Source organism: Bradyrhizobium sp. YCK136 (genome assembly GCF_044570075.1).
In the GTDB taxonomy this organism is placed as follows: Bacteria; Pseudomonadota; Alphaproteobacteria; order Rhizobiales; family Xanthobacteraceae; genus Bradyrhizobium; species Bradyrhizobium diazoefficiens.
Genome location: NZ_CP172424.1, coordinates 4171079 through 4192751 on the forward strand (window position 1 = coordinate 4171079; position 21673 = coordinate 4192751).

Below are 21673 nucleotides of genomic sequence, written 5' to 3' on the forward strand. Positions count from 1 at the left end.
GGAACAACACGAGGTTATGCAATGAGTGACATTGGCGAGCGGGTTAAGAAGATCGTGGTCGAACACCTTGGTGTTGAACCCGAGAAGGTTGTCGACGCTGCGAGCTTCATCGACGACCTCGGCGCCGACAGTCTGGACACCGTCGAGCTGGTGATGGCGTTCGAAGAAGAATTCGGTTGCGAGATTCCGGACGACGCCGCGGAGACGATTCTCACCGTCGGCGACGCCACGAAGTTTCTCGAGAAGAACGCGAAGAGCTAAGGCTCTTTATTTTCGCGGGGACAACATTGAAACCGGACGGGCCGCTTCGCAGCGGTCAGCCGGTTTCTTGTTATTGGCCGTGAATCTTTCGATGCGGAGTTTGCGGATATGAGGCGGGTTGTCGTCACGGGTCTCGGCATGGTCTCGCCACTCGGCTGTGGCGTCGAGCCGACCTGGAAACGCATCCTCAACGGCGAAAGCGGTGCGCGCAGGATCGAGAGCTTCGATGTCTCCGATCTTCAGACCAAGATCGCCTGCACGGTGGTGCGCGGCGACGGGTCGAACGACACCTTCAATCCCGACAACTGGATGGAGCCGAAGGACCAACGCAAGGTCGACGACTTCATCATCTTCGGCATGGCCGCAGCCGGCCAGGCGCTCGACGATGCCAACTGGCATCCCGAAACCGAAGAGGACAAGTGTGCGACCGGCACCATGATCGGGTCCGGCATCGGCGGCCTTAACGGCATCGCGGAAACCGCCATCCTGCTGAAGGAGCGCGGACCGCGCCGGGTGTCGCCGTTCTTCATTCCAGGCCGCCTGATCAATCTCGCCTCCGGTTACGTCTCGATCGCGCACGGGCTGAAGGGGCCGAACCATTCGGTGGTCACGGCCTGCTCGACCGGCGCGCATGCGGTCGGCGATGCCGCCCGCCTGATCGCGCTGGGCGATGCCGACGTGATGGTCGCCGGCGGCGCTGAGTCGCCGATCAGCCGCATCGGCATTGCCGGCTTCAATGCTGCGCGCGCTCTCTCGACCGGTTTCAACGAGACACCCGGGAAGGCCTCACGTCCCTACGACAAGGATCGCGACGGCTTCGTGATGGGCGAGGGCGCCGGCGTCCTCGTCCTGGAAGAACTCGAACATGCGAGGCGACGCGGCGCCAAGATCTATGCCGAGGTGATCGGCTATGGTCTGTCGGGCGACGCCTATCACATCACGTCGCCGTCGCCCGACGGCGATGGCGGCTTCCGCAGCATGCAGGCCGCGCTCAAGCGCGCCGGCCTCACGGCGTCCGATCTCGACTACATCAACGCGCACGGCACCTCGACGCCGCTCGGTGACGAGATCGAGCTCGGCGCGGTCGAGCGTCTGCTCGGCAATGCCGCTTCCAAGGTCGCGATGTCCTCGACCAAATCGTCGACCGGCCATCTGCTCGGCGCGGCCGGTGCGATCGAGGCGATCTTCGCCATTCTCGCGATTCGCGATAATGTCGTGCCGCCGACTATCAACCTCGACAATCCGTCGGTCGAAACTGCGATCGATCTCGTGCCGCACACGGCGAAGAAGCGAGAGGTCAACGTCGCGTTGTCGAATTCTTTCGGTTTTGGCGGTACCAATGCGTCGGTGATCGTCCGCCGTTTGGCCAATTAGTTTGCGTTTGAAACGAATCCACCGTTTTGCCGTATTCGGCGATAGTCATGGTAGTGGGCGCGTGCATTTGGCAGGGCAAACGGTTGTCAGGCCGCGATTGAACCGGCAGGATTCAGGTTGCTTCGATGAGTGAAAGGCCGCCCATTTCGCCCCGGAGTCCGCGGGCAGCGCTCGAGCCCGAGCAGGTCCCGCCGCCGCCGAAGCGATCGGACCGCGCGCGCAATCCCTTCGTGATCGTCGGCAACGCCATCATCACGCTGCTCTTGATCTCCATGATCGGGGCGGGCGCCGTCTATTACTACGGCCGGCAGGTGCTCGAAGCGCCGGGTCCGCTCAAGGAAGACAAGATCGTCAACATCCCGCAGCGCGCCGGCAAGCGCGACATCGCCGAGACGCTGAACCGGGAAGGCGTGACCGACGTCAACCCGTGGGTGTTCATCGCAAGCGTGGCCGCGCTGAAGGCGAGCTCGGACCTCAAGCCCGGCGAGTATTCGTTCCAGAAGAACGCATCCCTGCGCGACGTCATCGCCACCATCGTCGAAGGCAAGGTGGTGCAGCATGCCGTCACGATTCCGGAAGGCCTGACCTCCGAGCAGATCGTGGCACGGCTCTCCGACAACGATATCTTCACCGGCAGCGTGCGCGAGCTGCCGCGCGAGGGCACGCTCTTGCCCGAGACCTACAAGTTCCCGCGCGGCACCACGCGCGAGCAGGTGATCCAGCGCATGCAGCAGGCACACAAGCGCGTGCTGACCGAGATCTGGGAGCGTCGCAGCCAGGACATTCCGGTCAAGACTCCGGAGCAGCTGGTGACGTTGGCCTCGATCGTCGAGAAGGAGACCGGCAAGCCGGACGAGCGCAGCCGCGTCGCTGCCGTGTTCGTTAATCGCCTGAAGCAGAAGATCAAGCTCCAGTCCGATCCGACCATCATCTATGGCCTCGTCGGCGGCAAGGGCACGCTGGGCCGCCCGATCAAGCGCAGCGAGATCACGCAGCCCTCGCCCTACAACACCTATGTGATCGAAGGCCTGCCGCCGGGCCCGATCTCCAATCCCGGCCGCGCCTCGCTCGAAGCCGCCGCCAACCCGGCCCGCACCCGCGACCTCTATTTCGTCGCCGACGGCACCGGCGGGCATGCCTTCACCGAGACCTACGACGCGCACCAGAAAAACGTCGCCAAGCTGCGCGCGATGGAGAAGCAGATCCAGAACGACACGGTCGAGCCGGCCGAGGACGCGCAGCCGCCGGCGGCGGCAGCGCCCGGCGCTGCCGACACGCCGACCGCGACCACGCCGGCACGGCCGAACCAGCAGAAGAAGCCGCCGGCTGCTCCTCGCCCCGCTGGTCCCGCCCCTGCCCGGCAGGGCGCGGTGCAGCCCTCGTCGCCGGTGATCCAGCGCTAGGCCCGCGCAGACCTGCCTACGGGACTTTGCGGATTCCACTTTCCGGCAAAATAGTCTTAAGATTCGCGTGCCTTGATAGCCTCGCGAATCCTGTGTTTCTGGAGAATTTGACCTGATGGCGCTGTCGTCCATGACCGGCTTTGCCCGAAGCCACGGCGCTAGCGGGCCGTACACGTTCGAATGGGAATTGAAGTCGGTCAACGCCAAGGGCTTTGACCTCAGGGTGCGGCTGCCGCAGGGGTTCGACGAGCTCGAGGCCCACGCCAAGAAGCGCGCCGGCGAGCTTTTGTCGCGCGGCACCGTCTACGCCAATCTCAACGTCAAGCGCGCCAATGCCGCCGCCTCCGTCCGTGTCAACGAGGACGTGCTCAACGCCGTCCTGAAAGCCGCCTCGATGATCGCCGGAAAGGTCGATGCGGTGGCACCGAGCGTCGACGGCCTGCTCGCCATCAAGGGCGTCGTCGAGGTCGCCGAGCCCGAGGGCGACGAGGAAGAGGACAAGGCGGCGCGCGCCGCGGCAGCGGAGGCCTTCGACAAGGCGCTCGCCGATCTCGTCGAGATGCGCAAGCGCGAGGGGACCTCGCTCGGGCAGATCCTGACCCAGCGGGTGGACGAGGTCGAGCAACTGGCAAAGAAGGCCGAAGCCGCACCCGGCCGCAAGCCGGAGGCGATCAAGGCCAGGCTCGCCGAGCAGATCGCAACGCTGCTCGACACCTCCGACCGTTTCGATCCCGACCGCCTGATGCAGGAGGCGATCCTGATCGCGACCAGGGCCGACATCCGCGAGGAGCTCGACCGTATCGCCTCGCATATCGCGCAGGCGCGCGAGCTGATCGGCAAGGGCGGCCCGATCGGGCGCAAGCTCGACTTCCTGGCGCAGGAGTTTCACCGCGAGGTCAATACCTGCTGCTCGAAGTCGAACGACATCGAGCTGACCAATACGGGGCTCGCCATGAAAAACGTGGTCGAGCAATTTCGCGAGCAGGTCCAGAATCTGGAGTGATCGATGACGACGGGCGGTCACGGAACTGACGGTGTCGAGCGGCGTGGATTGATGTTCGTGCTGTCCTCGCCGTCGGGCGCAGGCAAAACGACGCTGTCGCGGCTGCTGCTCGAGCGGGAGCCCGGCCTGAAGATGTCCGTGTCGGCGACCACGCGTCAGATGCGGCCGGGAGAGGTCGAGGGGCGCGACTATTTCTTCGTGAGTAAGCCCAAGTTCGAAACGATGGTGCAGCAGGGTGAACTGCTCGAATGGGCCACCGTGTTCGACAATCTCTACGGGACGCCGCGTGCGCCGGTCGAGGCGGCGCTGTCGGCGGGGCAGGACGTGCTGTTCGACATCGACTGGCAGGGCACGCAGCAACTGCACCAGAAGGCAAGCGTCGACGTCGTTCGCGTCTTCATCCTGCCGCCGTCGGCCGGCGATCTCGAGAAGCGGCTGCATTCGCGCGCGCAGGATTCCGACGAGGTGATCCGCAAGCGCATGAGCCGCGCCAGCCACGAGATGAGCCACTGGGCCGAGTACGACTACATCGTGATCAACCACGACGTCGACGAGGCCTTCGCCGAGGTGCAATCGATCCTGAAGGCCGAGCGCCTCAAGCGCGAGCGGCGGATTGGCCTCGTTGGTTTCGTGCGAGGTTTGCAAGGCCAGCTGCAGGGTTAGAGCCAGGGCCAGGCTGCCTCAGCCGCGGCCCTTCCTGCGCCAGCCGTTCCAGCATCGCGGTGATGATGTCGACGTCGACCGCATCCTCGTCGCGACCAGCCGGCTTTTCATCGCTGTCGGCTCGGTCCGCGGCTAACCGGGGTGAACTGGCCCCGATCTCGAATTCCCTGTCGAATACCGCGACCTGAGACTCGCCGGATTCCACGACTTCGGCGACGCCAGCCGGCTCGTGTGCGTCGATCACATCGATCTCGCGGTCGATCGCGGCGAGCTGTGCCGCCTGCGGACGTGCGGCATCGAAGTCGATCGGGCGCGGCGGCTGCGCGCGCGGCGTGACGGCCGGCATCGCCTTGAGCCAGGGCGCGCGGCTCTCGTCCTGGTCCTGCGGCTCCCAATCGTCCCAATTCACGCGGCGGTGGTCGCTCGCCTTGACGCGGGAGCGCGCACCGGCGAAGCGGTAGATGACGCTGGCGAGGATGCCGGCGATCGCCAAAGCGCCGCCGATCACGAGCAGGAGCGTCTGGAGCGAGCCGGTCGGCTTGTCGGCGGGAATTTCGGCCGCGGCGAGCGCCACCGGGGCGTTGGCCTTTGCCGGTGGTGTCGCGCCCGGCTGCGTTGCGGGTGCGGGCGCAGCGGAACTCGCGGAAGCATCGGGCCAGCGCGCGGCGACGGCGGGCTGCTGCGCGTTGTTGTCGGCGATGGCGCCCGGCGGCTGTTGCATGACCTGTGGCGCGCTCGTTGGCGCAGGCGCGGTCATGTTCGGCGAGCTCGGCGCGGCACCAGTCTGCGGTGCAATGTATTCCGCGCGCGCATTCTGCACCGACGGCGGCGCTGCTGAATCTGCGTTTGGCGTGTCGGCCGTCGCTTGCGCGCTCTGCGTCGCCTTGCCGCCTTCGGCACGCAGGTACCAGCACTGCCGCTTGGTCGCGCGATCGAGGCGATAGTGCCAGTGCTGTCCCTGCGGCGCGGTGCTTTTCGGCGAGGTGAGGCAGTCGGCGGCCGCATTGGCCGTGCTCGACGTGCTCGGCGCGTTCTGCGACACCGCAGCGAGGGGGGCGCCGGCAATGATACTGCCAACAAGCGCTGATATGAATTTCGCGGTGCGGTTGCCCATCCTGGTCTCCCGGTTACGCATGACGCAACTCTTAACCTTCCCTTTCTCTTCAAAGAGTTGGGTGGCAATGAGCCGCAAATCCGGAGAGGATGTGGCTTGAATCGGGCCTGCGCGGCGATCGTTCCGCCGCGAAATCAGGCATTTTCGACCATTATTGTTTGGTCGAGGTCCATGTTCCCGAGCAGCCGTCGGAGCGGCGGAAGGTTCCGGAACCGCTGCGCCCCGAAAGGCGGCCGGCGCCCGTGAAGGTCACGCCATTGCCCGCGCCGGAGGTATGAACCGCGCCGCTCGCGCTGACGCTGCCGCTGACGCCCTCGCCGATGACCCGGCCCGAGCTCACGACCACCGCGCCGGAGGTCGAACCGCCGCAGCCGACGCTGAGGACGACCCAGGCGCCGTCGAAACCGCCGCCACCACCGCCGCCGCTTCTCCGCGGCGCCGAGCGTTCCTCGGCCGCCGGCTTGCTCCGGCGCGCGGAGGGCGCGGGCTCGGCCGAGCGGCCTGAAGAAGGATCCTGGCGCGAGCCGGACAGCGATTTCTCGTCATTGCCGATCGAGCCACCGGCGCTGCCGGATTGCGCGAAGGCGGACGACGAGGCGAGGGCGAGGAGGGAGGCGAGAGCGAACGTGCGGGCAGTGGCGTTGGGCATGGGCAAATAATCCAAAATGAAAATCGTATCAGCGGCCGGAGCCGTCGGCGCAGACGGATCCGATAATGCGGCAAGCCTTGCCAGCCTTGCCGCATTCGTCAAGCGCGGCATCCCTGGCGCGCTGGACGCCCTCGCGCTGGACCAGCGACCAGGATTTGTCGGAGATCGCGAAGGCGCCGCAGCCCTTGCCATAGAAGGAAAGCTCGATCGGACATTTGGCGCCGGCGCAGTTGCCGCGCGCATCCGCGACCGCCGCGCGCCGCGAGGCGTGGTTCCACGACATGCCCCATTTGCTGCCGTCGGGGCCGTAAACGATCGAGCCCCATGGCTTCAGATCCTCCATCTTGCGCATCCGCAGCAGCAGGCCTTCGGTCGCCTCTCCGGTCGGCGCCATGGATATCCGCTGCTGAAGCTTCGTGATCGCGCGGGTAAGGCCGTCGGGCGTGTCAGGATCGAAATTGAGCTCGTAGAGCCGTTCGCTGAGTTCGCTGAGCAAGGCGGCATCGCGCAAGGGCACGCGGTCGGGATCGGCGCGCAGGCGGTCCGCCGGCAAGGAATCGGGCTGCATCGCCGCGACCTGTGGCGGCGCGGCTTGCGTCGGCGGCACGAAATAGAAGGTGCCGTCGATCGGCGAGGACGACACCCAGGGCTGCTGCGCGCCCGATGTGGCGCGCTTCACCGCGAGGCCGACCTGGTTGAAGGTCTGGAATACGTCGAGACCTGCGGTCCGGATCGTCGCAGCCAGCGCCTTGGTGTAGGGGCTATGGCCGTCGCTGCCGTCCTGGGCGACGTTGCCGGGTTGCGTCGCGTAGGAGATCAGCGTGCCCTCGGGTGCGCGCATTTGCGCGAGGCCGCCATCGGACGATCGTAAGCCGCGTGAGCCAAAGGGGTTGTTGCGGCAGGCGTCGAGGATGACAAGGTTGAGCCGCGTGCCGGACCCCTGCATCTGGCGCAGCACGAGATTGACGTCGGTCATCTGGAAGTCGACGTCGGCCTCGCGCGTCGGATTGGCGCCGACCGGCACGAGATAGTTGGAGCCGGCGACCTGGACACCGTGGCCGGCATAGTAGAACAGCGCGACGTCGGCGCCTTGCACGTGCCGGCCGAAGCTCTGCACCGCGATGTCCATCGCGCCCTTGTCGAGATCGAGCTGGGCGCGGCCGCCGACCAGTGTGAAGCCGAGCGTGCCGAGCGTCTCCGCCATCAGGCTGGCGTCCTTGGACGGGTTGTCGAGCGGCGTGATGTTCTTGTAGGCGGAGTTGCCGACGACGAGCGCGATGCGCTTATCGGCGGATGCGGGCGTTGCCGCGGCGACGAGCAGCGCTGTGGCGAGTGCCGCCAGCCCCACAACGCGATTGAAAATCCTCGCGCGCATAAAAATTCCCCAAAGCAATGGCGCCAATGTACCAGCTAGGTGCGCGGGCGAAAAGCGGTGCGACATTCTGTGCGGCCACGGGCCCGTCCGCATCGTGCCGGGAAAGAGGCGCGGCTGTGCGTTCCCGCGGCAGGTCTTGCCCGAGCCTTGCTTCCGTTCGCGGCCCGATGGAGGCCAAAGGGCGCAGGGAAGGCCGGGCGCCGGCGGCACCCGCACGTCCGTGCGCGATAGAAATGCACACGGTTTGGACCACAGGTGATGCCGGTCGCCCGGCCTTCCCTGCGCGGATGGTTTTAACGGTGTCCTTCGTGCTCTCCCCGCGGAGCGATGCACTATTGCCCCCGTCGCCCTGCCGATCACTGATACGCGCGCCCGGTCGGGCCGCCACATCACCGCAGGACTTGACGCACAGACCCCGGGCGTCAGGACCACACGACTTCTCCGTCCGCGGACGGCTTTGCCGGATCGTCAGGGGCTGGCGCGTGCTCACCCAAGACGACCGACGAAGCCGCTGTAACTGCGCCGTGTCGTACCGCGTCGCGTGGATGGCTCACGGTTGCCCGCCCTGTCATCGCACGGACCGCGCCGACGCTGCCGCGTCCACCGCCACCCGGCCCGCATGTCGTGACGGTCGCGAACGCCCCTTTGGCAGGGCCGAGGTGAGGGGGTGTATGCCATAAATCCGAAATTCGGAAAAGTGAAATATTTTTGCGTGAGGGGATTGACGGGGTGTTTTGCGCCCCGGAATGACGCGCATGGTTCAAGGGCGCCCCTCGCGACCCGTCGGGCAAGCCTATTTCCAGACGCGCGCCAACGTCAGCGCCAGCAGCCCCAGCGCGGCGCTGATGAGGCCCACCAACGCGTAGGATTGCGCGAAGACGCCGGTCTGAACAAAGACTTGCGCCGCGATAGCGAAGCAAACAGCCGCGAGCAGCAGGCAAGCGCAGCCGACGATCATCGACAGATAGCGTATCGCGACTGCGACTGGCCTTGCGGGCGATGCGGGATCGTTCATGCGGAATGACAACAGCGCAGCCGACGACAGGTTCCTCTGCTGCGCGCGAGCATCAGTCGCGTGCGCAGCAATCGACGAGCGCGCGCCAGATGCGCTGGATTTCGACCGTCCTCTGAAGCTCCAGGACGTGGTTCTCGCTCGTTGGGGAGGATGGCGTCTCAGGGCGGGGTTCGCGCGGTACGATCCAGCGTTCGGATATCGGATCGTACCACTTGCCGAGACTGACCACGTTCGTCTCTCCTCGTTTTACCCCCCCGGTGTATCGCTTATCCCTTGCGCCTGTTGCTTGTGTTCTGGGTGAGATTGCCGTGCGCCGCCTGCTCGCGAATATTCTGCTTCTCGTCGTCGCGGTGGCCCTTGGTGGTGTCGACCGGGACCGACGGCGCGCTGCCGGCGCCCTTGTGGCTCCGGTTTTCTTCAGGAACAGGTTGCACTGTCTTCGTCAGCGGCCTTGTCATCAGCTCTGACTCCGTCGTTGCCTTCACGAGAGACAAACGCGCCCGAGGCGCGCGACGTTCCAATGTCAGGCCGAAGTGATCGGCTGGCAACCGGCATGATGGTGTGGCGGAGCGGAAGCTTCCTGTCTTCATCGAAGGGGCGGGCATTGGGCTCGATGGCGGTGGCGCATTTGCCGGAACGGGGCCCGAGGGGATCGCCCGCCGCCCATCATCCGAAGCGGGCTTCCTGCGACGGCCGGCGCTTCGCCGCGTGGGCACGCCAGGTATCGATCGCTCTGTTCGCGAGCATCAACTGCCGGCGTTCACCGGTCCTGAGCTGGGCTTCGATGGCGTCGAGAAGGACATTCGCGGTCTCGTCCGGAGGGCCGAGCTCTCCGCTCTGCTCCAGGAAGCCCCAGGCGATGAAGAACGCGCTCTCGACGGTGCAGCGAATGGACATACTCTGCCAACGCGGCGTGGCCGCAGCCGTTCCGCGCGGCGGGCGAAACTTGCGTCCGGCCGCCGCGGGCGGTGTCAGTTCTTCAGCACGATGCGGCCGACGACCTTGCCGGCGCGCAGTTCGTCGATCCATTTCTGGACGTCGCCCATCGGCTCCTCGCGCATCGGTGTCGGCTTGATCTTGCCGGCGCGGGCGAGTGCCATCAGCTCCTTGGCCTCCGCAAGCGTGCCGACCATGAAGCCTTCGATGGTCATGCGCTTGTAGACCCATTGCACCATGGGCAGCGTGAACTGGCCGCCCATCAGGCCGGAGACCACGATCTTGCCGCCGCGCGCGGCGACCGCGACCGCAAACGCCATCGACTTCTCGTTGCCGGCGAAATCGACGATCTCGTCAAAACCGCCTTCGGTCTCCTTGAGGATGCGCTTGATCACGTCGGGCTCGGCCGGATCGTAGGCGTTGGCTGCGCCGTTCTTCAGTGCGGTGTCGCGCGCGGCCGGCGAGAGATCGGCGACCGTGATCGGCTGCTTGAACATCGCCTGCGCGAACGACAGGCCCATCATGCCGACGCCGCCGAGGCCGATCAGCAGCAAGTTGCGCTGGCGCGGACGGTCGACCAGGCGCTTGAGCGCGCCGTAGGCGGTGACGCCGGAGCACATCAGCGTCGCGGCCTGGTTGACGGGCAGGGGATCGTAGTCGAGCAGGTATTTCGCGTCGGGCACAAGCACGTGGGTGGCGAAACCGCCGTCGATGGAGACGCCGAGGAAGCGCTGCTTGACGCAGAGGTTCTCGTCGCCGTTGGCACAGTCGCGGCACTGGCCGCAGCCGATCCACGGAAACACCGCCTTCTTGCTGCCGACGAGGCCGGCCGGAACGTCGGGGCCGACTTCATCGACGACGCCGGCGATCTCGTGGCCGAGCGTGAAGGGCAGCGTCATGCCGCGCGTGGTGTCGAGCTTCTTGCCGCCGCCGAGATCGGCATAGCCGTCCTGGATGTGCAGATCCGAATGGCAGAGGCCGCAGCGCTCGATGCGCACCAGCACCTCGGCGCCTTTCGGCTTTGGCGTGTCGACGATGGTCTCGCACAAGGGCGCATCGAACTTGACCAGCGACTGCCGACGCATCAACGCCATTTTCTTTCCTCCGGAATTTCTGTCTTAGCCTTCGCTGCGTATATCCGCCAATTCACGCGCCATGGCAACAAAGCCGGATATCGGAATGGTCTCGGCGCGCCGCGTCGCATCGACGCCGGCGGCCTGCGCAAGCCGCGCCGGATCGACGCCGAGCGATTTCAGGCTTTGCCGCAGCATCTTGCGGCGCTGGCCGAACGCGGCCGCCGCGACCTGCTCGAGCATTTTTCGATCGCATGGCAGGGGCTCGGCGCGCGGCACCAGGCGCACGACGGAGGAGGTGACCTTCGGCGGCGGCACGAAGGCGGACGGCGCGATGTCGAACAGGATCTTCGTCTCGCAGCGCCAGTTGGCGAGCACGCCGAGGCGGCCATAGGCTTCCTCGTCCTCGCGCGCCACGATGCGCTCGCCGACCTCGCGCTGGAACATCAGGACCATCATGTCGTACCAGGGCGGCCATGGTTCGGTGGTGAGCCAGTTGATCAGAAGCTGGGTCGCGATGTTGTAGGGCAGGTTGGCGACGATCTTTGCGCTTTCGCCATTGAGCAGCGGACGCGGGTCGAAGGTCATGGCATCGCCGTGGACGATCTCGAGCCGGCCGGGATAGCGCGCGGAAATATCTTGCAGGGCGGGGATCGCGCGCTCGTCATGCTCGATGGCGACGACGCGCCTGGCGCCGAGCGCAAGCAGGGCGCGGGTTAGTCCTCCCGGGCCCGGGCCGATCTCGACGATGGTGGAGTTGTCCAGTGGCGCCGCCGCGCGCGCGATGCGCGCGGTGAGGTTGAGATCGAGCAGGAAATTCTGGCCGAGCGATTTGCGGGCCGACAGCGCGTGCTGGCGAATGACCTCGCGCAACGGCGGGAGGTCGTCGATCGCGCTCATCAGGTCTTGGCAGCCGCCATGCGGCTGGCGAGCTGAAGCGCTGCGATCAGGCTCGCCGGATTGGCTTTGCCGGTGCCGGCGATGTCGAAGGCGGTGCCGTGATCGGGCGAGGTACGGATGAAGGGCAGGCCGAGCGTGACGTTGACGGCGTCGTCGAAGGCGACCGTCTTGATCGGGATCAGCGCCTGGTCGTGATACATGCAGACCGCGCAGTCATAGAGGCTGCGCGCGGCCTCGTGGAACATGGTGTCGGCCGGCAGCGGCCCCCTGGCGTCGATGCCGTCGTTGCGCAATGTCTTGAGCGCAGGCGCGATGATGGTCTGCTCCTCGTGGCCGAGCGAGCCGTCCTCGCCGGCGTGCGGATTGAGTCCGGAGATCGCGATACGCGGCCGCGCGATGCCGAAGCGGGATTTCAGTTCGGTCGCGACGATGCGCACGGTCGAGACGATCAATTCGCTCGTGAGCTGGGACAGCGCATCGCGCAAGGAGACATGGATGGTCACGGGCACCACGGCGAGCCGCGGCGACCACAGCATCATCACCGGCTGCGGCACGCGGCCGTCCTCTGCGGCGAGCTCGGCGAGGAATTCGGTGTGGCCGGGATGGCGGAAGCCCGCGCGGTAGAGCACGCTCTTGGCGATCGGATTGGTGACGACGGCGGCGGCGCGGCCGGCCCGGACATCGGCCACCGCCTGGCGGATCGAGGCGAGCGCAGCCGGCGCGCTCGAGGCGTCGGGCTGGCCGGGTTCGGCCGTGGCGCGCTCGCCGGTCGCAACCACCGGCAGGGCCTCGGTGAAGGCGGCCGCGGCTTCGTGTGCGCTCACGGAGGCGATCCGGATCTCGGCGCCGAGCGCCGTACCCAGGGTCTTGTCCAGTGTCTTGGCGCGCCGCGCGATCAGCGCCTCGTCGCCGAGCAGGTAGAAGGCGGGCAGGTTCAGCTCGCGGCGCCGGAGCCAGGCTGCGATCGTGATGTCGGGGCCGATGCCGGCAGGCTCTCCCAGGGTCAGGGCGAGGGGCTTTGCTGCGTGGTTGGCCATCAGCGGTTGCGATATTCGATCATCGCCGCCTTGCGGAGCTCGTCGAGATAGGCCTTCTGGGTCTTCTCGTACTTCTCCTGATACATCTTCTCGCGGACCTCGCGCTTCTTCGGCGTGTCGATCATGGTCGGCTTGCGTGAGCAGAGCACCACCATCTCGATGCCCGCCTTGGTCACCTCCGGCGCGGTCAGATGGCCGATCGGCGTGTCGTCGAGCACCTTGCGCAGCGCCTCGGGCAGCTCCGCGGTCGTCTTGGTGAGGCTCTCGCGGATGGTGGCGTTCGGCGTCGAGCGGAACAGCGAATTGGCCTCCTCGCAGCTCGCAACGCGCGAGCGATATTGTTCGGCTTCCTTCATCCGCGTTTCCTGAAAGGCCGGAGACGAGCCGCGCGGCACGATCAGCACGATCGGCTGCATCTTGTATTCGGTGCCCTCGATCTGCAGCTTGTCGCCGGCCTGGGCCTGCACCGCCTGCGCGACGTCGCGCTCGCCGACCATCAGCTTCTCCTTGAAGCGGCCGCGCACGAGGCTGGTCCAGACCATCTCGGACTTCATGCGGGCCTTCAACGTCTCCGGGCGGACGCCCTTGACCTCGAGCGACTTGGTCAGCTGATCCGTCGTGATGCGCATGCGCTGCGCCATGCCCTCGAAGGACTGGTTGATGTCGGAGACGCCGGGATCGACGCCGTACTTCTTGCCTTCCTTCAGCTTCACCCTGTCGTCGATCAGCTCGTTGATGACCTCCTGCCGGCTCGGGGTCTTCTGCGTCGTCAGCAGGTCGAGCTTGGAGCGCTGGTCGATGTCGAAATCGGTGATCGGATCGCCGTTGACCATGACGACGATGTTCTGCGCGCGCGACGGCGTGCCGGCCAGAAACAGGGCGGCGAGGACGAGGAGGAGGCGGAACAAAGGCAAGGCAGTCGTCATGGATCTCGCTCGCATGTCAGCCGCGGTGAACCTGCGATTGGGGCAACGCGGTCGGCACTTCAAACCGTTTACTGGAGGCCGCCGGTACTGCTGGTCGTCGACGAGGTCGCCAGCGTACGCAGCCCGAACGTGAACATGTACGCATGGCTCAGCACTGGCGGCGTAGTGCCCGCCGAATAGCTATACGAAGTTACATAGTTCGCCGCCAACACGAAGCAATCGTCGACATAGCCGGCGCCGAGCACATACTGGTTGATCTTGTTGGCCTCGAGGTCCCAGCGCGCCGAGCCCGACACCACCCAGTTGGTCGCGACCTTGAGCGAGCCCGAGGTCAGGATGCCCTCGCGGCGCGTCAGATAGCCGAGTTCCGGCTGTGCCGCGTAGTTGCCGTACATCACGCTGATCGACCAGCGATCGAAGTTGGCGCGGCCTTCCGCCTCGAAACGCTGGACGTTCCAGGTCTGCTCGTCCATGCGGGAGCGGACGCTGAACGTGTAGGTGCGGTTGGGCGAGTAGGCGATGCTCGCCACGTAGTCGGAGCGAGGCTTGTCGAGACCGGAATCCAGGCCCGTGTTGATGGAGTCCTGGACCGCGTAGGAGTTCATGCCGAACAGCTGGTAGGACTGGCCGAACAGCGTCTTGACGGCGCCGCCCCTGTCGAACTGCGTGGTGGCCTGCACGCCGACATTGGCGCGGCCGCCGCCCTCGACGCGGTCGTAGCCGGAGAACTTGTCGACGCTGAACAGGTTCGATGTGTCGAACACCATGCTCTGCGCGTCCTCGTTCGGCAGCTTGCCGGCATAGGTCTCGTTCGGGCGGATGATGATCTGCGCGATCGGCTCGATGGTGGTCGAGCCCCAGGGCTGAACGTTGATGAAGGGATAGCGGTATTCGAGGCCGACGGTCGGCATCAGGCGGATCGCCTGGGTGTCGCCGACCGGCAGGTAGTTCGACACGCCCGGCTGGTTCGAGACCGAGGAGTTGATCGCATCGGCACGGAGGCTGGCGAACGGCGTCCAGATCTGGCCGAGCGGGTCGGTGAAGGATTTGCGCCACTGCGCTTCCGCCGTCAGGCGGGTATAGGTGCCGGGGAAGCCGCGCAGCAGGCACTGCGACGGCGTGCGCGCGAGCGGATCGGCCGACGCCGTCGTGCACAGGCTGTTGGTGTTGGCGAGCGTCGTGATCGGATCGAACACGGCGGTGTCACGCGACAGGTTCACGAAGTTGGTCTTGTAGCTGAACTCGCCGCCGAACACCGGATAGTTGAGCACGTTCGAGTAGTCGATCACGGGGTAGACGATCGGCACCTGGTTCTGGTTGCCCGAGAAGCTCAGCCAGTACATCGTGCGCGCGTCGAAGAAGCTGCGATTGCCGACGCCGGTCAGATAAAGCTGCGAGATCGCATCGGTCGGCAGGTTCAGGAACGATCCGAGCGGGTCCCTGTAGGCCGCGAGGCGATAGTCCGAGAAGAAATAGTAGTCGGACATCAGGACACCGTCCCAACCCCAGACCCATTTGTCGTTCAGCGCGAACTGACCCTTGGTGTCGATAGCGCCGCGGAACTGGCGGTCTCCGGGCTGCCCGGCAAAGGCTCCGGGATCGAGCTGGTAGATGCCGTAGGCGCGGATCTGATAGGCGCCGTCGATCAAGCGCTGACGGAATTCGCCTTGCAGCAGCGCGCCCTGTCGCGACATGAAGCGCGGGGTGAAGGTTGCGTCCATGTCGGGCGCGATCGCCCAATAATAGGGAACTTCGGCGCCGAAGCCGGTGTTCGTCGTGCCGGGGAAGTAGCCGGGCATCAGGAAGCCGGACTTGCGCTTCACGGTCGGGTCGGGCGTCGAGAAATAGGGCATGTAGGCGATCGGCACGCCGAAGAATTCGAGCTGCGCCGTCTCGAAGTACAGCATCTTCTCCTGCTGGTCGTGGATGATGCGCGCACCCTTGACCTGCCACAGCGGCGGCTTCTTCGGATCGTCCTTGCACGGCGCGCAGGCCGTGTAGACGCCGTTGTCGAACACCGTGTAGTTGCCGCTGGACCGGTCGGCACGGGTCGCGGCCATGCGGGTCTGGTCGGCGGTGTCCACGCGCAGCGAATCGACGAAACCGTCGCGGTAATCGTCCGAGAGATCCATGATCTCGGCATAGGTAATCTTGCCGTCGGCATCCGTCATGCGGATGTTGCCTTCGGCATGGAGCCGCTTGGTCTTCTGGTCGTAGATGACCTTGTCGGCCTCGACGCTGGTGCCGTTGTAGAACAGCTGGACGTTACCGACCGCGGAGACGCGCGAATTGTTGTAGTCGTAGTCGACCTCGGTCGCCTGAACCAGCATCTGGTTGTCGTTGGCGGCCTTCGGCGGCTTCGGGCGCGGCGGCAGCGGATTATAGGTGAACTGGGCCGAGGCCGGCGCCACGGCTGCAATGTCGATCAGCCCGCCGAGCGAGACGGCAGCGACGACGGCGAGCAGAAGCCTGCGCACGGACAAGCCGCGCCCGTTCGCGCGCATCACAGTGCGGCGCGTCAAACGAGACACGGGCCCTCGATGGACGGCAGTCACTAACCGTCCTCCTGGTACAACAAGGCCAAAAAGCCGGTGAGGCCGCCCACCACCACGGGCAACCACGCCGCAGCGATCGGATGCATCAACTCAGCCTTGCTCAAGTCTTCAGTCACTTTCGACAGAACGTAGAGCAGAAAGCCTGCGCCCACGCCACTCAAAACCATCTTCTGCACGCCGCCCATCCGGAAGAAACGCAACGACACCGAGGCCGCGAGCATCACCATGGCGGCGAGCAAAAACGGCTGCGCCAACAGCTTGTGATACTGGAGTCGATAGCCGGCTGTCGCGAAGCCTGAGCTTTCGGAGGAGCGGATGTAGCTCGGTAGTTGCCAAAAGGACACAGTCTCGGGTGTGGAAAAGCTGTTGCGGACCTGGGCCTCGGTCAACGTCGTCGGAATCGCCAGAACGGCCTGCTCGATCGGCGGCCCGTCGAGCGAGAAGCGGCGGACGTTCCTGAATATCCACTGGCCGACTTCGAGCTCCGCCTCGCGCGCCTCGACGCGTTCCTTGAAGTGCTGCTCTGTGTCAAACCGGAACAGCGTGAGCCCCGTGAGCCGGACGCCCTGCTGCTCGCTGCGCGCCGCATTGATGATCGTTTGGCCGTCGTTGGTCACCTGGTTGAGCCAGAAGCCGGAGGCGTCCTGGATGCCGCCGCCGGGCGCCGAGCCGAACAGCTCGGCCTCCATGCGCTTGGAGAGCTCGCGCAGATTGGCCGACATCGGATTGTAGGCGACGGTGGCGATCACCCCGATCAGGAGCGCGCTGCCGAGCGCCGGCGAGATGAACTGCCAGGCCGAGACGCCGGCGGCGCGCGCGACCACGAGCTCGAGCCTTCGCGAGAGCGCGAGATAGCAGGTCATGGCGCCGATCAGCATGCAGAACGGCGTCAGTTTCTCCAGGAGCTGCGGCACCCGGAACAGCGAGGTCTCGGCCACCATGATCGCCGAGGCGGGCGCAAGGCCGGAGGTCTTGCGCACCATCTCGATGTAATCGACCAGCACCAGCAGCAGGAAGATGCTGGCGAACACGCCGAGCGCCGCGACCACGAAGCGGCCGGCGAAATAGCGCCCGAGTGTATTGGTGAGCATGCTCATGCGGTGGCCGGCCGTCCGAACAACCGTGCGATGCGCGCGTTCGACCTGTTGATGGCCTCCATGAGGCGGGGCGGCGGCTCGACCACGATGCCGCCGACGATCATCCACATCCCGACGCCGATGGCGCCCAACACCATCGCGTATTGGACCAGCACCGCGGCGGGCGACTTCACCGCCATCACCGAGCAGGCGAAGCCGGCCATGCGCAGGCCGAACACTGCGACGATGGACGAGCCGATCGAGAAATTGCGGCTCTGGCGGGTGGTGCGAGGCGCACCGAGGAAGGCGAAGGTCAGCACGGCAAAGGCGAACGGATAGATCGGCGCCAACAGGCTGTCGTGCAAGGCCGAGCGGAACTGACCGGGAATCTGCTTGTAGACGGGATCATCCTCGGACGGCGAGAACAGCTCCCAGAGATAGCGCTCGCGGATGCCGAGGGTGACGTCGCGGCCTTGACCGGAGAACTTCGACATGTCGAAGCCGTAACGGCCGAACGCCACCAGCGCGGGATCGCGCTTGCCGACCTCGAAACGCTGCAGGTTTCCCGTCTCCAGCACCAGGAACGATCCGGTGTCGTTCTTCATGACCTCGCCATGCTCGGCGACGATCGAGACGCGCTCGTTGGGATCGCGGCGGTCGTCGATGAAGATGCCGGCGAGGATGCCGCCCGGCAGGCGCTCGCGGATCCGGATCGTCAGGTTCTTGTCGAGCTGGGCGAAGCGGCCGGGCTGGAGGATGTTGGTGAGCACGTCGGCGGTGATCTCGGCGTCCCACTGCTTGATCCGCCGCATGCCGTCGGGCGCAAGATAGGCCGCGATGAAGGCGACCAGCAGGGCCACCACGCAGGTGGCGTAGAAGAACGGATAGAACAGCCGGAACGGCGAGAAGCCGGCGGCATTCATCACGATGATCTCGGAATCGGTCGCGAGCTTGTTCAGGGTGTGCGAGATCGCGATCATCAGCGCGATCGGCGAGATGATCAGGACCAGCGCGGGCACGACGAGGCTGGTGATGCCGAGGAAGGTGAGGATGGTCTGACCCTGGCTCGTCATCAGGTCGATGCCGCGCAACGCCTGCGTAATCCAGATCACGCCGGTGAGGCTGACCAGGACCAGCGCAAACGACGCCAGCGTCGTGCGGAAGATATACCTATCGATTGACCCCATGCGCTACCGCACGAATCCCACCAAGTCCCCAATGTCGGCCGGAGTTCTGGCCGTCCAACCAATCCCCGGAAGGGGATCCCCAAGGTCGGACAAACAGCTCTTACGCCGGCTTACTCTCTCACTACCATCCCTTTGATCCGTCAACAAAATGGCTGCCCCGTGGCACCCTCAACATATGGTTAATATTTCCCTCTTGTGGCCTGGCGGCCACGGGCGGTGCTTGGCATCTGCCCGGCCGGTGGCCCATAGTGGGGAAAGTCCAGTGAATCGCCGTTCAGCGCCGGCCCGTGGCCGGACCCGTCGAGCGGCAAAAGCCCCATGTTTTGGAGGAGTTACCCATGTCCGATGCCATCAAGGTCGGCTTCGTCCCGTTGTCTGCTGCCGCCCGTGGCATCCTGGTCGTGTTCTGCGACGACGGTTTGAAGCTGGGCCCGGCGACCGCCAAGGCGCTCGGCGGCGCTACCGAACTTGTGAAGCGGGCGGCCTCGGCCGCCGCTTTCAAAGGTAAAAGCGGCGCCGCGCTGGACATCCTGGCGCCGGAGGGGGTGAAGGCCACCCGCCTGATCGTGATCGGGGCCGGCAAGGCGACAGGCCTGAAGGCGAACGACTTTCTCAAATTCGGCGGCGTGGCGGCGGGCAAGCTCTCCGCCACTGCTGCCGCGATGACCATCATGGCGGAACTGCCTGACGGCGCCATGACGAGCGAGCAGGCGGTTGCGATCGCCGCGGGGCTCCGGCTGCGCGCCTACAAGTTCGACCGCTACAAGACCAAGAAGAAGGACGGCGAGGAGGGCGGCTCACGCGCCGATATCTCGCTTGCGGTGGGCGATGTCGCCGCGGCCAAGAAGGCGTTTGCCTCGGCCGGCCATGTCGTCGACGGCGTGATCATCGCGCGCGACCTCGTCAACGAGCCGCCGAATGTGCTTTTCCCCGAGGAATTCGCACGCCGCGCAAGCCTGCTCCGCAAGCTCGGTGTCAAGGTCGAGGTGCTCGACGTCAAGGCGATGGACAAGCTCGGCATGGGCGCGCTGCTCGGCGTCGGCCAGGGCTCGACGCGGCCGAGCCGCACCGTGATCATGCGCTGGGACGGCGGCAAGAAGGGCGAGGCCCCGGTCGCCTTCGTCGGCAAGGGCGTCTGCTTCGACACCGGCGGCATCTCCATCAAGCCGGCCGGCAGCATGGAGGACATGAAGGGCGACATGGGCGGGGCTGCCTGCGTCGTCGGGCTGATGCACGCGCTTGCGGCGCGCAAGGCCAAGGCCAACGTGGTCGGCGCCATCGGCCTCGTCGAGAACATGCCCGACGGCAATGCGCAGCGGCCGGGCGACATCGTCACCTCGATGTCGGGCCAGACCATCGAGATCATCAACACCGACGCCGAAGGCCGCCTCGTGCTGGCCGACGTGCTCTGGTACGTGGCCAAGAAGACGAAGCCGAAATTCATGGTGGACTTGGCGACGCTGACCGGCGCGATCGTGGTCGCGCTCGGCACCGAGCATGCCGGCATGTTCTCCAACAATGACGAACTTGCCGACCGGCTGCTGACGGCCGGCATCGAGAGCGGCGAGAAGGTCTGGCGCCTGCCGCTCGGCCCCGAATACGACAAGCTGATCGATTCGCAGTTCGCCGACATGAAGAATACCGGCGGCCGCCACGGCGGTTCGATCACCGCGGCGCAGTTCCTGCAGCGCTTCGTCGACGGCACGCCCTGGGCGCATCTCGACATCGCCGGCACCGCCATGGGCGCGCCGAAGACCGACATCAACCAGAGCTGGGGAAGCGGCTATGGCGTCCGCCTCCTGGATCGCCTGGTGGCGGACCACTACGAGCGCAAATGATCCAAAATGACTGAAGTGCTGTTCTACCATCTGCAAAACATGACGGTGGAGAACGTGTTGCCGCCGCTTCTCGAGAAATCGCTCGAGCGCGGCTGGCGCGTCGTGGTGCAGTCGACCTCGGAGGAACGCGCCGATGCGCTCGATGCGCATCTGTGGACCTATCGCGACGATTCCTTCCTGCCGCACGCGACATGGCGCGTGAACGATGCCGCCGATCAGCCGATCGTGCTGGCGATCGAGGAGGACAATCCCAACGGCGCCCATGTCCGCTTTCTGGTCGACAACGCAGCGCTGCCGCAGGATGCGCAGGGCTATGAGCGCATGGTGCTGCTGTTCAACGGCGACGATCCGGACGCGCTGGCGCTCGCCCGCAGTGCCTGGACGGATTGCAAGGCGCGGGGATTTGATGTCACCTATTGGCAGGCCGACGAACGGGGTCGGTGGCAGCGGCGGAATTAGCGGTCGATCGCAATTAATGATAATTTGCACTTTACGGGTGATGCTGGCTTCGGCCACCTTCGTGCCGCAAAGTGATGTTGGGACAATCGTTTAGGGCTGGTCCTTCACGCGGGGAATTTAGTTTATCGTGCGACATCAAAAGCTTCCCGGCTCGCTCATAGTTGCGTTGGCTGCCGTAGCACCGCTGGTCGCGGGCTGCTCGGGCGGGACCGATCTGCTGTCCAAGGATGCCCAGTGGTTCAACACGCCCAGCCGCCTGTTCATCAGGAACATCTCGATCGAATCGCCGCCGCTGACTCCCGAAAAGCCGGTCGGGGCTGAGGATCTGGTCAGCGCCGACGGCGCCTGTCCCGGCATGGCGGCGCCTCCCGGACCTGCCGATGCCAATGCATCGACGACCGCGCCGGCGGCCGCCGGCGGCACAGTCGCGCTCGGCCATACCGAATGCGACGTGGTGCGCGGCATCGGCGCGCCCTCGAACGTGAACCTCTCCAATGATGCCGTCGGCAGGCGCGTTGCCGTTGTCACATGGACGACCGGTCCGCGCGCGGGCATCTACACGTTCACGGCCGGACGCCTGTCCTCGATCGAGGGCACGCCGGAGGCGCCTGTGATGCCGAAGGCGACCAAGCCCAAGGCGAAGAAGAAGTCGGCGTAAGCGCAAGCCCGCGTCCCGGCGCAACGCTACGAGCTGGTCGTCGATCCGAACGCGGCCAGGGCGATCGACCTCGACATACGGTCCTTGCCGCTGGTTCGCGCGGATCGCGCAATTGAAGAGCGCGCGCCGCGCGCGACCAAAACAACAACATCATCCGCGACAGCCAGCTCG

Annotated in this window: 21 protein-coding genes; 8 read left to right on the top strand and 13 right to left on the bottom strand. The window is 65.7% G+C overall.

Annotated elements, in window-relative coordinates; translation table 11 throughout:
* Positions 1-21 precede the first annotated feature (21 nt).
* The 5 genes from ACFLEY_RS19895 to gmk all read left to right on the top strand — a co-directional run bounded on the left by ACFLEY_RS19895 (position 22) and on the right by gmk (position 4704).
* Positions 22-261, top strand: a complete 240-nt coding sequence (locus ACFLEY_RS19895; RefSeq protein ID WP_008130699.1) for an acyl carrier protein — start codon at positions 22-24, stop codon at positions 259-261.
* Positions 262-369: 108 nt separating this feature from the next.
* The gene (fabF, locus tag ACFLEY_RS19900; protein WP_060911737.1) at positions 370-1635 is read left to right on the top strand and encodes a beta-ketoacyl-ACP synthase II; all 1266 of its coding nucleotides are present in this window, start codon (positions 370-372) and stop codon (positions 1633-1635) included.
* A gap of 125 nt (positions 1636-1760) precedes the next feature.
* Positions 1761-3038: an endolytic transglycosylase MltG gene (gene mltG / locus ACFLEY_RS19905; protein ID WP_028171086.1), complete on the top strand. Its 1278-nt coding sequence runs from the start codon at positions 1761-1763 to the stop codon at positions 3036-3038.
* A gap of 115 nt (positions 3039-3153) precedes the next feature.
* Positions 3154-4041, top strand: coding sequence for a YicC/YloC family endoribonuclease (locus ACFLEY_RS19910; protein WP_028171087.1), 888 nt, complete (start codon positions 3154-3156; stop codon positions 4039-4041).
* Positions 4042-4044: 3 nt separating this feature from the next.
* On the top strand, positions 4045-4704 hold the full coding sequence (gene gmk / locus ACFLEY_RS19915; RefSeq protein WP_060911738.1) for a guanylate kinase: 660 nt from the start codon (positions 4045-4047) through the stop codon (positions 4702-4704).
* Here the strand turns inward: gmk and ACFLEY_RS19920 are convergent.
* The 13 genes from ACFLEY_RS19920 to lptF all read right to left on the bottom strand — a co-directional run bounded on the left by ACFLEY_RS19920 (position 4637) and on the right by lptF (position 18547).
* Complete coding sequence (locus ACFLEY_RS19920; RefSeq protein WP_060911739.1) at positions 4637-5818, bottom strand: hypothetical protein; 1182 nt, start codon at positions 5816-5818, stop codon at positions 4637-4639. The genes gmk and ACFLEY_RS19920 overlap by 68 nt on opposite strands.
* 151 nt (positions 5819-5969) lie before the next feature.
* Positions 5970-6467, bottom strand: a complete 498-nt coding sequence (locus ACFLEY_RS19925; RefSeq protein WP_060913066.1) for a hypothetical protein — start codon at positions 6465-6467, stop codon at positions 5970-5972.
* A 28-nt stretch (positions 6468-6495) separates the two neighbouring features.
* Positions 6496-7842: a caspase family protein gene (locus ACFLEY_RS19930; protein WP_060911740.1), complete on the bottom strand. Its 1347-nt coding sequence runs from the start codon at positions 7840-7842 to the stop codon at positions 6496-6498.
* Positions 7843-8635: 793 nt separating this feature from the next.
* A complete protein-coding gene (locus ACFLEY_RS19935; protein ID WP_249162908.1) occupies positions 8636-8800 on the bottom strand; it encodes a hypothetical protein in 165 nt (54 codons plus the stop codon).
* Between the two features lie 323 nt (positions 8801-9123).
* The gene (locus ACFLEY_RS19940) at positions 9124-9315 is read right to left on the bottom strand and encodes a hypothetical protein (protein ID WP_171901258.1); all 192 of its coding nucleotides are present in this window, start codon (positions 9313-9315) and stop codon (positions 9124-9126) included.
* A 208-nt stretch (positions 9316-9523) separates the two neighbouring features.
* Positions 9524-9754 (bottom strand): hypothetical protein, encoded by a 231-nt coding sequence (locus tag ACFLEY_RS19945; RefSeq protein WP_038968058.1) that lies wholly within the window; start codon positions 9752-9754, stop codon positions 9524-9526.
* Positions 9755-9828: 74 nt separating this feature from the next.
* Positions 9829-10887, bottom strand: coding sequence for an alcohol dehydrogenase (locus tag ACFLEY_RS19950; RefSeq protein ID WP_060911742.1), 1059 nt, complete (start codon positions 10885-10887; stop codon positions 9829-9831).
* Positions 10888-10911: 24 nt separating this feature from the next.
* A complete protein-coding gene (gene rsmA, locus ACFLEY_RS19955) occupies positions 10912-11766 on the bottom strand; it encodes a 16S rRNA (adenine(1518)-N(6)/adenine(1519)-N(6))-dimethyltransferase RsmA (protein WP_011086876.1) in 855 nt (284 codons plus the stop codon).
* Positions 11766-12803, bottom strand: a complete 1038-nt coding sequence (gene pdxA, locus ACFLEY_RS19960; RefSeq protein ID WP_060911743.1) for a 4-hydroxythreonine-4-phosphate dehydrogenase PdxA — start codon at positions 12801-12803, stop codon at positions 11766-11768. The genes rsmA and pdxA overlap by 1 nt, the downstream gene beginning before the upstream one ends.
* Positions 12803-13729, bottom strand: coding sequence for a SurA N-terminal domain-containing protein (locus ACFLEY_RS19965; RefSeq protein WP_060911744.1), 927 nt, complete (start codon positions 13727-13729; stop codon positions 12803-12805). Before ACFLEY_RS19965 ends, pdxA begins: the two co-directional genes overlap by 1 nt.
* Before the next feature lie 68 nt (positions 13730-13797).
* Positions 13798-16284 (bottom strand): LPS-assembly protein LptD, encoded by a 2487-nt coding sequence (locus ACFLEY_RS19970; RefSeq protein WP_028171095.1) that lies wholly within the window; start codon positions 16282-16284, stop codon positions 13798-13800.
* A complete protein-coding gene (gene lptG, locus ACFLEY_RS19975; protein ID WP_060911746.1) occupies positions 16284-17381 on the bottom strand; it encodes an LPS export ABC transporter permease LptG in 1098 nt (365 codons plus the stop codon). Before lptG ends, ACFLEY_RS19970 begins: the two co-directional genes overlap by 1 nt.
* The gene (gene lptF, locus ACFLEY_RS19980; RefSeq protein WP_011086881.1) at positions 17378-18547 is read right to left on the bottom strand and encodes an LPS export ABC transporter permease LptF; all 1170 of its coding nucleotides are present in this window, start codon (positions 18545-18547) and stop codon (positions 17378-17380) included. Before lptF ends, lptG begins: the two co-directional genes overlap by 4 nt.
* 338 nt (positions 18548-18885) lie before the next feature.
* Here lptF and ACFLEY_RS19985 point away from each other — a divergent pair, with 338 nt between their 5' ends.
* The 3 genes from ACFLEY_RS19985 (at position 18886) to ACFLEY_RS19995 (ending at position 21502) form a co-directional block, all read left to right on the top strand.
* Positions 18886-20385 (top strand): leucyl aminopeptidase, encoded by a 1500-nt coding sequence (locus tag ACFLEY_RS19985; RefSeq protein WP_028171097.1) that lies wholly within the window; start codon positions 18886-18888, stop codon positions 20383-20385.
* Positions 20386-20391: 6 nt separating this feature from the next.
* Complete coding sequence (locus ACFLEY_RS19990) at positions 20392-20844, top strand: DNA polymerase III subunit chi (RefSeq protein WP_011086883.1); 453 nt, start codon at positions 20392-20394, stop codon at positions 20842-20844.
* Between the two features lie 166 nt (positions 20845-21010).
* A complete protein-coding gene (locus ACFLEY_RS19995; RefSeq protein WP_028171098.1) occupies positions 21011-21502 on the top strand; it encodes a hypothetical protein in 492 nt (163 codons plus the stop codon).
* The last annotated feature ends 171 nt before the right edge of the window (positions 21503-21673 follow it).